11 protein-coding genes are annotated in these 10,920 nt (G+C 55.3%); 6 read left to right on the plus strand and 5 right to left on the minus strand.

Annotated features, from left to right (window positions below; all coding sequences use genetic code 11):
• Window positions 1-249 precede the first annotated feature (249 nt).
• Together mltA and tcdA are read left to right on the plus strand one after the other, a co-directional pair.
• Window positions 250-1,347, plus strand: a complete 1,098-nt coding sequence (mltA, locus tag L977_RS22645) for a murein transglycosylase A (RefSeq protein WP_014885070.1) — start codon at window positions 250-252, stop codon at window positions 1,345-1,347.
• Between the two features lie 77 nt (window positions 1,348-1,424).
• On the plus strand, window positions 1,425-2,231 hold the full coding sequence (gene tcdA, locus L977_RS22650; RefSeq protein WP_014885069.1) for a tRNA cyclic N6-threonylcarbamoyladenosine(37) synthase TcdA: 807 nt from the start codon (window positions 1,425-1,427) through the stop codon (window positions 2,229-2,231).
• Here the strand turns inward: tcdA and csdE are convergent.
• Both csdE and csdA read right to left on the minus strand, forming a co-directional pair.
• Entirely contained in the window at window positions 2,222-2,668 is a 447-nt protein-coding gene (gene csdE / locus L977_RS22655) for a cysteine desulfurase sulfur acceptor subunit CsdE (RefSeq protein WP_014885068.1), read from the minus strand. The genes tcdA and csdE overlap by 10 nt on opposite strands.
• Window positions 2,668-3,873: a cysteine desulfurase CsdA gene (gene csdA, locus L977_RS22660; protein WP_045134125.1), complete on the minus strand. Its 1,206-nt coding sequence runs from the start codon at window positions 3,871-3,873 to the stop codon at window positions 2,668-2,670. The genes csdE and csdA overlap by 1 nt, the downstream gene beginning before the upstream one ends.
• A 192-nt stretch (window positions 3,874-4,065) precedes the next feature.
• Here csdA and L977_RS22665 point away from each other — a divergent pair, with 192 nt between their 5' ends.
• From L977_RS22665 to rlmM, 4 genes are all read left to right on the plus strand, one after another.
• On the plus strand, window positions 4,066-4,293 hold the full coding sequence (locus tag L977_RS22665) for a YgdI/YgdR family lipoprotein (RefSeq protein WP_008499648.1): 228 nt from the start codon (window positions 4,066-4,068) through the stop codon (window positions 4,291-4,293).
• Between the two features lie 349 nt (window positions 4,294-4,642).
• Window positions 4,643-5,560 carry a glycine cleavage system transcriptional regulator GcvA gene (gcvA, locus tag L977_RS22670; RefSeq protein WP_047626981.1) on the plus strand — a complete coding sequence of 306 codons (918 nt, stop codon included), beginning with the start codon at window positions 4,643-4,645 and terminating at the stop codon, window positions 5,558-5,560.
• A gap of 39 nt (window positions 5,561-5,599) precedes the next feature.
• Entirely contained in the window at window positions 5,600-5,995 is a 396-nt protein-coding gene (locus L977_RS22675; protein ID WP_014885065.1) for a DUF423 domain-containing protein, read from the plus strand.
• The gene (gene rlmM, locus L977_RS22680) at window positions 5,988-7,088 is read left to right on the plus strand and encodes a 23S rRNA (cytidine(2498)-2'-O)-methyltransferase RlmM (protein WP_014885064.1); all 1,101 of its coding nucleotides are present in this window, start codon (window positions 5,988-5,990) and stop codon (window positions 7,086-7,088) included. The genes L977_RS22675 and rlmM overlap by 8 nt, the downstream gene beginning before the upstream one ends.
• A 60-nt stretch (window positions 7,089-7,148) precedes the next feature.
• On the opposite strand, the gene xni is transcribed toward rlmM, so the two are convergent.
• From xni to L977_RS22695, 3 genes are all read right to left on the minus strand, one after another.
• The gene (xni, locus tag L977_RS22685) at window positions 7,149-7,904 is read right to left on the minus strand and encodes a flap endonuclease Xni (protein ID WP_023337708.1); all 756 of its coding nucleotides are present in this window, start codon (window positions 7,902-7,904) and stop codon (window positions 7,149-7,151) included.
• A gap of 112 nt (window positions 7,905-8,016) precedes the next feature.
• Window positions 8,017-9,384, minus strand: coding sequence for an L-serine ammonia-lyase II (sdaB, locus tag L977_RS22690; protein ID WP_014885062.1), 1,368 nt, complete (start codon window positions 9,382-9,384; stop codon window positions 8,017-8,019).
• Window positions 9,385-9,449: 65 nt separating this feature from the next.
• Window positions 9,450-10,745: an HAAAP family serine/threonine permease gene (locus L977_RS22695; protein ID WP_014885061.1), complete on the minus strand. Its 1,296-nt coding sequence runs from the start codon at window positions 10,743-10,745 to the stop codon at window positions 9,450-9,452.
• Window positions 10,746-10,920: the final 175 nt, after the last annotated feature.

Raw genomic sequence — 10,920 nt, forward strand, 5'->3', positions numbered from 1 at the left:
GGTTATGAGCCCGACGAGCTACCAGGCTGCTCCACCCCGCGTCCGTGGATGCGCACTATACTCGGATAGGTTTGTGATGCAACCCCTTTTTTACATAAATCATGATTTTGTATGCAAATTGAACGACATGGCGCTGTATGGACTATTTTTTGCGCAAAATTTGCCAAAGGGCATGCGAACGCATTTCATTAGCCCTGGCGGTTTGTTATCTTCATCACGCGGAAATGGGCAACTTAAAGACGAGATATAATGAAAGGACGTTGGGCGAAGTATCTGATGGCAGGCGCAATGGTAGCGATTCTTGCGGCCTGCTCTTCCAAACCGACCGATCGCGGTCAACAGTATAAAGACGGGAAGTTATCCCAGCCTTTCTCTTTAGTTAATCAGCCTGATGCTGTCGGTGCTCCGATCAACGCCGGCGATTTCTCCGAGCAGGTTTACCAGATCCGCAATGCGTCGCCGCGTCTGTATGGCACTCAGAGTAGCGTGTACAACGCCGTCCAGGACTGGCTGAAAGCAGGCGGTGATACGCGCAACATGCGCCAGTTTGGTATTGACGCCTGGCAGATGGAAGGGGCGGATAACTACGGCAACGTCCAGTTCACAGGGTATTACACGCCCGTGATTCAGGCGCGACACACGCGCCAGGGTGAGTTCCAGTATCCTATCTACCGTATGCCGCCAAAACGCGGTCGTCTGCCTTCTCGTGCAGAGATCTACGCGGGTGCGCTGAGCGAAAACTACGTTCTGGCTTACAGCAACTCCCTGATGGATAACTTCATCATGGACGTTCAGGGCAGTGGCTACATCGATTTTGGCGACGGTTCGCCGCTTAACTTCTTCAGCTATTCCGGTAAAAACGGCCACGCCTATCGCAGTATTGGTAAGGTGCTGATCGACCGCGGTGAAGTGAAGAAGGAAGATATGTCGATGCAGGCGATCCGCGAGTGGGGCGAAAAGCACAGTGAAGCCGAGGTGCGTGAACTGCTGGAGCAGAACCCGTCGTTCGTCTTCTTTAAACCGCAAAACTTCGCGCCGGTGAAGGGGGCGAGTGCCGTTCCGCTGATTGGCCGTGCGTCGGTGGCATCGGATCGTTCTATTATTCCTGCGGGTACCACGCTGCTGGCGGAAGTCCCGCTGCTGGACAACAACGGTAAATTCAACGGTCAGTATGAGCTGCGTCTGATGGTGGCGCTGGATGTGGGCGGGGCGATTAAAGGCCAGCACTTCGATATTTATCAGGGCATTGGTCCGGATGCTGGCCACCGTGCGGGCTGGTATAACCACTACGGACGCGTGTGGGTGCTGAAGGCCGCACCGGGTACCGGAAACGTATTCAGCGGTTGATTGTGGTATTCTGAGCGCAATACGGATTACTTGTTCAGGGTGAGGAAGAACCTCACCCTTTTTACATCTGAGGTTTTATGTCTGTGGTAATCAGCGATGCCTGGCGTCAGCGTTTTGGCGGCACGGCACGTCTCTATGGTGAAAAAGCCCTGCAGCTGTTTGCGAATGCGCATGTCTGCGTCGTGGGCATTGGTGGTGTGGGGTCGTGGGCGGCAGAGGCGCTGGCGAGAACCGGTATTGGCGCAATCACGCTGATTGATATGGATGACGTTTGCGTCACCAATACCAACCGTCAAATCCATGCCCTTCGTGATAACGTCGGCCTGGCGAAGTCTGAAGTGATGGCGGAACGCATTCGTCTCATTAACCCGGAATGTCGCGTGACGGTGATCGACGACTTTGTCACGGCAGATAACGTCGCGGAGTACATGAGTAAAGGATACAGCTATGTGATTGACGCTATCGACAGCGTGCGTCCCAAAGCGGCGCTGATCGCCTACTGCCGTCGCTACAAGGTGCCACTGGTCACGACGGGCGGCGCGGGCGGGCAAATCGATCCGACGCAAATCCAGGTCGCCGACCTGGCGAAAACCATTCAGGATCCGCTGGCGGCAAAGCTGCGTGAACGCCTGAAAAGCGACTTTAACGTGGTGAAGAACAGCAAAGGCAAGCTGGGCGTTGACTGCGTGTTCTCGACCGAAGCGCTGGTCTATCCCCAGGCGGACGGGTCGGTCTGCGCAATGAAAAGTACGGCGGAAGGACCCAAACGTATGGATTGCGCCTCAGGGTTTGGGGCGGCCACCATGGTAACCGCTTCCTTTGGCTTTGTGGCGGTTTCTCACGCCCTGAAAAAGATGATGGCGAAGGCGGAACGTCAGGCCTGAGCCTGACGTGCTGCGTCCAGTACCGCGTCGCTGAGCGCGATCAGACCCTGACCGCGTGAGGCGCTGAGCTGCGCGCGCAGCCCGAGCTCATCGAAGAACATTAGCGGCGAATGTGCTAACAATTCTGCCGCGCTTTTCCCTTCCACTGCGGTTAACAGAACCGCCAGCAGCCCGCGCACGATACGGCCTTCGCTGTCGCCGAAGAAGTGAAGCTTCTCCCCGGATACGCTAAACCCGAGCCAGACGCGGTTCTCGCAGCCAGCGATCTCTTTCGCCTGCGCTTTAAGATCGTCTGAAAGCGTGGGGAGCTGCTTGCCCAGCAGGATCAGCTGACGATATTTGTCCTCCCACTGCGTGAGGGGAGCGAAGGTCTGTTTTAAGGTCTCTTCTGTGATGACCGTGCCGAACGGATGTCCGGCTAACGCTGCTTGAGTCATTAATCCACCAGTATTTCAAGGGCGCGGTCAACGGCGCTAATCAGTGCCTCGACATCGCTTTGAGTATTATACGGCGCAAACGAGGCGCGCAGGGTGCCGCTCACGCCGAGCGCTGCCAGAAGCGGCTGGGCGCAGTGCTGTCCTGCCCGCAGGGCAATGCCGTACCCGGCCAGCAGCGTCACCATGTCGCTATGATGAACGCCTGCGAAATCAAAGGCGAGCAGGCTCGAGTCTTGTACGCGGAACGAGCGGAAACCGGGGCGTTTTTTAAGTTCTTCTTCTGCCAGCGTCGCAAGGCCGCGGCTCCAGCTCTCCGCCTGAACAATGTCTGTTTCAGTCAGCCACTCCAGCGCAGCGCTTAAGCCAATCACGCCCGCCACGTTTGGCGTACCGGCTTCCAGACGATAAGGTACATCCTGCGTTTTGAAGCCGTCGAATGTCACCTCGGTAATCATTTTGCCGCCCCCGAGCCACGGCGTCATTTGCGCCAGCCGTTCCGGCTTGCCGTAGAGTGCGCCAATGCCGGTTGGCCCGTAGAGCTTATGTCCGGAGAAGGCATAGAAGTCGATATCAAGCGCCTGCACATCAGCCGGGAAATGCACTACCCCCTGCGCCCCGTCGACCATCACCACCATACCGCTGGCATGGGCAATCTCAATAGCGCGGGCCAGATCCGGGCAGCCACCGGTGACGTTGGACATCTGCCCCAACGCCAGGATGCGGCTGCGTGGGGTAATCAGCTCGGGCAAACGTGCCACATCAGGCAGGAAGTCTGCACCCAACGGAAGTTTGACAATCTGCGCCCCCGTTTGCTCGGCCACCATCAGCCACGGCACCAGGTTAGCGTGGTGTTCCGCCTCGCTGACGATGATTTCATCTCCTGCCTGCAGCCGTGGGCGGGCATAGCACTGAGCCACCATGTTAATGGCTTCGGTCGTGCCGCGCGTCCAGACGATACTTTTTCCGCTTTCAGCATTGATCAGGCGTGCAACCTGATCGCGTGCGGCTTCGTAGCGCGCGGTTAAGCGCTGCGCTTCGGCAAACTGACTGCGATGCACGTTCCCGGCGCTCAGGCTGTAGAACTGCTGCGTCGCGTCAATCACCGCCTGGGGCTTCAAAGCGGTGGCGGCGCTATCAAGGTAAACACCGGCATCGGCCAGCGCCGGGAACTGTGCGCGAAACTGCGCAGGACTGAAAGCGTTCATGGGACTCCTCATATCAATAACGCGATCGTCGCGCAATTTCAGCGGCAGGGCAAGGAGGTTGATATCTATCAGATTCGTCTGCTTATCCTGGCGACCTCGTAAAAGCAGGTTATGCTAAATAGTGTTAGGCGGATGTTTTAGCCTGTTATAAATCGAGGTTTGAATAGCATTAATTGCTAAAGGAGAATAATCATGAATAAGACAGCTGCAATCATTTCTGCCTGTGCGTTTACTTTTGCCCTGAGCGCCTGTTCTGGTAACAACTACGTGATGCATACCAACGATGGTCGTTCCATCGTTTCGGAAGGGAAACCGACAACCGATAACGATACCGGGATGATTTCGTATAAAGATGCGAACGGGAACAAGCAGCAGATCAACCGCACGGACGTGAAAGAGATGAAAGAGATCGAGCATTAACCGATCGCAGGCGAAAAAAAAGCACCGCAAGTTGGCGGTGCTACATTAATCACTATGGACAGACAGGGTAAATGTACAGGAAGTGAAAAATTGGTAGCGTTGCTACCGTGGTCTGAATCGCAGACCAATTGCAAACACAACAACACAACATCACAACCGTAAGCCAAAAGCCCTTCAGAACACGCATTCCGAAAAAAGCTCTTCGTTCCGGCTCAGGAAGTGCCGCCACTATAGGTATTTGCTGGTAGTTCCTCAACGGACAAATTATAATGGCTCAGATAAAAAAAACTAATAGGTTAAACGTTGTTTCCTATTTGTTAAATTCAGTTAACATCTAAGCCAGATAACCATGTCAAAGCGATTGCCACCCCTTAATGCATTACGCGTTTTTGATGCAGCAGCACGTCACCTCAGCTTCACCCGTGCGGCAGATGAGCTTTTTGTGACACAGGCCGCAGTAAGTCACCAAATCAAGTCTCTGGAGGATTTCCTGGGCCTTAAGCTATTTCGTCGACGCAATCGTTCATTGCTGTTGACTGAAGAGGGGCAGAGCTATTTTCAGGATATTAAAGAGATTTTTTCCCAGCTCACGGAAGCCACGCGCAAGCTGCAGGCCCGCAGTGCAAAAGGTGCCCTGACTGTCAGTTTATTGCCCAGTTTTGCCATTCAGTGGCTGGTGCCAAGACTCTCAAGCTTTAACTCAGCTTATCCGGGGATCGACGTTCGAATCCAGGCGGTGGATCGTCAGGAAGACAAGCTGGCCGATGATGTGGATGTCGCCATTTTTTACGGTCGAGGTAACTGGCCGGGCTTGCGTGTCGAGAAATTATACGCAGAATATCTGCTGCCGGTCTGCTCGCCTCTGCTGTTAACGGGCGACAAAGCGCTGAAGACCCCCGCTGACCTGGCGCAGCATACGCTTTTACATGATGCCTCTCGCCGCGACTGGCAAACGTATACCCGTCAATTAGGTCTAAGTCATATAAACGTGCAGCAGGGGCCCATTTTTAGCCACAGTGCGATGGTGCTACAGGCTGCCATTCACGGGCAGGGCGTGGCGTTGGCTAACAACGTGATGGCGCAGTCCGAAATTGAGGCAAGCCGTCTGGTTTGCCCGTTTAATGACGTACTGGTCAGCAAAAATGCATTTTATCTGGTTTGTCATGACAGTCAGGCAGAACTGGGTAAAATAGCCGCCTTCCGGCAGTGGATACTGGCAAAGGCGGCAAGCGAGCAAGAGAAATTCCGCTTCAGGTATGAACAATAACGTTTGTGTGCCGGGCACGCATTAATTCAGGACTTAAACATGACCAGCCGATTCATGCTTATTTTTGCCGCGGTGAGTGGCTTTATTTTTGTTGCACTGGGCGCCTTTGGCGCACATGTATTGAGTAAGTCGTTGGGTGCTGTCGAGATGGGCTGGATCCAGACCGGCCTTGAATACCAGGCGTTCCATACGCTGGCTATTTTCGGACTGGCGGTGGCGATGCAGCGTCGGATCAGCATCTGGTTTTACTGGAGCAGCGTTTTTCTGGCGCTGGGTACTGTGCTGTTCAGCGGCAGCCTCTACTGTCTGGCACTTTCACATCTGCGCCTGTGGGCGTTTGTTACACCCGTCGGCGGCGTCAGCTTCCTGGTGGGGTGGGTATTAATGTTTATCGGAGCTATCCGTCTGAAACGCAAGGGCGTTGTTCATGAATAAAGTTGTTTTATATTGTCGCCCGGGGTTTGAGAAAGAGTGCGCCGCGGAAATTACCGATAAAGCGGCGAAGCGCGACGTCTTCGGCTTTGCCCGCGTGAAAGAGAATGCGGGCTATGTGGTCTTTGAATGCTATCAGCCCGAAGATGCGGATAAGCTGGCGCGCGAACTGCCGTTTAGCTCGTTGATCTTCGCTCGTCAGATGTTTGTGGCGGGTGAGCTGTTGAAAGACCTTCCCCCGGAAGACCGCATCACGCCAATTGTCGGCATGCTGCAGGGCGTAGTGGAGAAGGGCGGCGATCTGCGCGTGGAAGTGGCGGATACTAACGAAAGTAAAGAGCTGATGAAGTTCTGCCGCAAATTTACCGTGCCGCTGCGCGCGGCGCTGCGTGATGCGGGCGTGCTGACGAACTACGAAACGCCGAAGCGTCCGGTAGTACACATCTTCTTTATCGCTCCGGGCTGCTGTTATGCCGGCTATTCGTATACTAACAATAATTCGCCATTCTATATGGGGATCCCGCGTCTGAAGTTCCCGTCGGATGCACCGAGCCGCTCAACCCTGAAGCTGGAAGAGGCCTTCCACGTCTTTATCCCGGCCGATGAGTGGGACGAGCGTCTGGCTAACGGTATGTATGCCGTCGATCTTGGCGCGTGCCCGGGCGGCTGGACCTATCAGCTGGTGAAACGCAATATGTGGGTATCGTCTGTTGATAACGGCCCAATGGCGCAAAGCCTGATGGACACCGGGCAGGTAACCTGGCTGCGTGAAGACGGTTTCCGCTATCGTCCGACCCGTAACAACATCTCCTGGATGGTGTGCGACATGGTTGAGAAGCCAGCAAAAGTGGCCGCGCTGATGGCCTCCTGGCTGGTGAACGGCTGGTGCCGCGAGACCATTTTCAACCTTAAGCTGCCGATGAAAAAGCGCTACGAGGAGGTCTCTCAGAACCTGGCCTACATCCAGGCGCAACTGGATGAGCACGGTATTAACGTGGAGATCCAGGCGCGTCAGCTGTATCACGATCGCGAAGAGGTGACGGTACATATTCGTCGCTGGTGGGCGGCCGTAGGCGGGCGTCGCGACGAGCGATAGCGCGCGCTTTGTTTTGCCCGGTGGCGCTGTGCTTGCCGGGCCAACAAAACCGTGAACCGTTTAACGCTCTAACCGCAACTGCTGCAAATTTCCGTCCAGCTGTAAATCCGTCTGTAACGTCGCCACATCCCGACATATAAACGCCATCTCTTTGTGCGCCTCCAGCTTTTTGCGCCATTTTTCCGGCACGTCATCCAGCCTGGCGTATATCCCCTCCAGACTCTGAAAATCTGTCAGCAGCTGGGCGGCGCTCTTCGGCCCGATACCCGCGACCCCCGGTACCTTCGAGCTGCTAATCCCCGCCAGTCCCCAGTAGTCAGGCAGTTGATCTGGTGAGACGCCAAACTCGCTGGCAATAAATGGCGCGTCCAGCCAGCGTTTCTGGAAGTAATCGCGGATGCGGATGGTGGGAGAGAGAAGCTGGCAGTAGCCTTTATCCGTTGAAACGATAGTGGCCTGATGTCCGGCACTCGCTACCTTGACCGCAAGCGTCGCGGCCAGATCGTCAGCTTCGTTGCCGTGTGCGCCCCAGCAGGGAACGCCGCGTTGTTCAAAGGCCGCGCGAATAACGGGCATTTCGGCATGCAGGTCGTCCGGCATCGGCGCGCGTCCGGCCTTGTAGTCAGGGAGACGCTGGTGTCGCCAGCCGCTGTTCCGCGCTTCGTCATCAAACACCGCTACTGCATGGGTAGGTTCGCTATGGCGAATAAGCTGCTCCAGCGCGTGCAGGCAAGTGTCCTTACAGGGCGTGCCCTGTACCGCATGGATACGGCGAATCAGGTTGAGCGCGTCGACGATAAGTAAATGAACAGCCACAGATAATCTCCCTTAAAGCTAATGGGTAAAGGGTATCACTGTCAGCGGGTTGAAACGAATAGCGTGAGGGAAAACAGGAAGAAGCCTCGCAAAACGAGGCTTCCTGAGAGGCTTAATCGCAGGTCACGATCTTCATCGCCAGGCCGCCGCGAGAGGTTTCGCGGTATTTGGCGTTCATATCTTTGCCGGTTTCGTACATGGTTTCGATAACTTTATCGAGACAGACGCGCGGTTCGCTGGTGCGGCGCAGGGCCATACGTGCCGCGTTCACCGCCTTCACGGAGGCGATCGCGTTACGCTCGATGCACGGTACCTGTACCTGCCCGGCAACCGGGTCACAGGTCAGACCCAGGTTATGCTCCATGCCGATTTCCGCCGCAATGCACACCTGAGCCGGGCTCGCGCCCAACAGTTCAGCCAGACCCGCCGCTGCCATGGAGCAGGCCACGCCGACTTCACCCTGGCAGCCCACTTCCGCACCGGAAATCGACGCGTTCATCTTATACAGAGAACCAATCGCGCTGGCGACCAGCAGGTAGCGCGCCAGAGAGTTGGCGTTGACCTCACGGATAAACTTGTCGTAGTACGCCAGCACGGCCGGAACGATACCGCATGCGCCGTTGGTCGGCGCGGTGACCACGCGGCCCCCTGCGGCGTTCTCTTCATTCACCGCCAGGGCAAACATGTTAATCCAGTCCACGACGGCCATGGGGTCGGTAGTCGTTTTGTCGGTGCTCACCAGCATACGGCGCAGCGCCGCCGCACGACGCGGTACGCGAAGCTTGCCAGGCAGAACGCCTTCGGTAGTGATCCCGCGCTCAATACCGCCGCGCATCACTTCCCAGACGCTGGTGAAGTGCTGTTCAAGTTCCTCTTTGCTGTGAAGGGCCAGCTCGTTTTTCATCATCAGACCAGAGAGGGAAAGCCCCGTCTCCTGGCAGTGACGCTGAAGATCCGCCGCCGTTTTGTACGGATACGGCACTTCAACAGAAGAGGTACTGGTTTGACCAAAGTGGTCTTCGTCGACGATAAAACCGCCGCCGATAGAGTAATACGTCTGGCTGTAAACCGCTTTGTCGCCGGCTAACGCGGTAATGCGCATGCCGTTTTCGTGCAGCGACAGGTTGTCCGCATGGAAATTCATGCAATGGTCAACCGGGAATTCAACCTCATGCTCACCGTTCGCCAGCAGCAAACGACCGTGGGTGTTCACATCCTGGATGAAGCCAGGGATCGCATCAATATCAACGGTATCCGGCAGGTTCCCTGCCAGGCCCATGATAATGGCGATATCGGTATGGTGGCCTTTCCCGGTCAGAGAAAGGGAACCGTAAACATCGACAACCACGCGGGTAACGTCGTGCAAGATGCCGCGTGCAATCAAGTCGTCCGTGAACTGCTTACCGGCTTTCATTGGTCCGACGGTGTGAGAGCTGGAAGGACCAATACCGATTTTGAAGATATCGAATACGCTAATCATGATGCGTCCATTGCTTTCAGTCAGAGAGGGAGGAGTGCGCCGTCCGAAGACGGCGCGGGTGACAATCAGAACATGGTGTACAGGGAGTAGAAGATCGCAGAGATAGCGATAAGACCCATGATAACCACGAAGACATTGCTCACATGGCCGCTGTACTTACGCATGGCTGGCACTTTCTGAATCGCATACATCGGCATCAGGAACAGAATCATCGCGATGACCGGACCACCCAGCGTTTCAATCATACCCAGGATGCTTGGGTTCAGGGTCGCTACCGCCCAGGTGGTGAGCAGCATGAACAGCGCAGTGATTTTATTCAGCTTGCTGATTTCAATGCTTTTGCCTTTACCGCGCAGAGATTTAATCACCATACCGTTGAAGCCTTCGCGTGCGCCCAAGTAGTGGCCCAGGAAGGATTTGGTGATGGCGATCATCGCGATGATCGGTGCCATCCACGCAATCAGCGGTGCGTTAAAGTGGTTCGCCAGGTAAGACAGAATAGAGATGTTCTGATCTTTCGCTGCCGCCAGGTCTGCCGGGGAGAGGCTCAGTACGCAGCTGAAGACGAAGAACATCACGGTCAGCACCATCATGATGTGAGCGCGAGCCAGGATGCTGGAGCACTTCTTCTCAGCGCCATTACCGTACTCTTCACGTTTCGCCACCGCGAAAGAGGAGATGATCGGGGAGTGGTTGAAGGAGAAGACCATGACCGGGATTGCCAGCCACAGGGTCATCAGCAGGCCGTTACCGGTTGCAGACGCGCTGCTCAGGGACAGCGTTTCCAGTGCGGCACCGTTCCACTGTGGGATCAGGTAGCAGGCCAGCAGCATTAGTGCTGCGACAAACGGGAATACCAGCACGCTCATGGCTTTCACAATCATCTGCTCACCGAAGCGCACGATGGTCATCATGCCGACAATCAGGATCAGAGACAGGATGGCACGCGGTGGTGGCGTCATGTGCAGCTGGTGCAACATGAAGCTTTCAACGGTGTTGGTGATGGCCACGCTGTAAACCAGCAGGATGGGATAAATCGCGAAGAAGTAGAGCAGGGTAATCAGTTTACCTGCACCCACGCCGAAGTGTTCTTCAACAACTTCGGTGATGTCTTCGCCCGGGTTTTTACCGGACAGCACGAAGCGGGTCAGACCGCGGTGTGCGAAGTAGGTCATCGGGAAGGCGATGATGGCCATGATGATCAGCGGAATCAGACCGCCGACGCCTGCGTTGATAGGAAGAAACAGTACACCAGCGCCGATTGCTGTACCGTAAAGGCCAAGCATCCACATGGTATCCGTTTTGCGCCAACCACTTCGGGATTCAATCGAAGCAACGGTGCTGGTTTGAGTGGTTTCCATCTATATCTCCTGGAGGAAGCAAATTGTCAGGTTTCTAGTCAAATCCGATGAAAAAGTGCCTGACGGTAATATGAAATTCGTTCAGTGACGGTTTTTTAATAATTTTCGCCCGTAACTATTGGCGGGCGGAAAGATACATTCTCGTTATTAATCTATCAGTGATCCTGATCCCAAA

The organism is Enterobacter sp. ZOR0014 (assembly GCF_000798855.1).
GTDB lineage: Bacteria > Pseudomonadota > Gammaproteobacteria > Enterobacterales > Enterobacteriaceae > Enterobacter > Enterobacter kobei.

Coding starts and splice junctions, on each gene's coding strand:
- mltA (WP_014885070.1), top strand. CDS start 250: ATGAAAGGACGTTGGGCGAAGTATCTGATGGCAGGCGCAATGGTAGCG.
- tcdA (WP_014885069.1), top strand. CDS start 1,425: ATGTCTGTGGTAATCAGCGATGCCTGGCGTCAGCGTTTTGGCGGCACG.
- csdE (WP_014885068.1), bottom strand. CDS start 2,668: ATGACTCAAGCAGCGTTAGCCGGACATCCGTTCGGCACGGTCATCACA.
- csdA (WP_045134125.1), bottom strand. CDS start 3,873: ATGAACGCTTTCAGTCCTGCGCAGTTTCGCGCACAGTTCCCGGCGCTG.
- L977_RS22665 (WP_008499648.1), top strand. CDS start 4,066: ATGAATAAGACAGCTGCAATCATTTCTGCCTGTGCGTTTACTTTTGCC.
- gcvA (WP_047626981.1), top strand. CDS start 4,643: ATGTCAAAGCGATTGCCACCCCTTAATGCATTACGCGTTTTTGATGCA.
- L977_RS22675 (WP_014885065.1), top strand. CDS start 5,600: ATGACCAGCCGATTCATGCTTATTTTTGCCGCGGTGAGTGGCTTTATT.
- rlmM (WP_014885064.1), top strand. CDS start 5,988: ATGAATAAAGTTGTTTTATATTGTCGCCCGGGGTTTGAGAAAGAGTGC.
- sdaB (WP_014885062.1), bottom strand. CDS start 9,384: ATGATTAGCGTATTCGATATCTTCAAAATCGGTATTGGTCCTTCCAGC.
- L977_RS22695 (WP_014885061.1), bottom strand. CDS start 10,745: ATGGAAACCACTCAAACCAGCACCGTTGCTTCGATTGAATCCCGAAGT.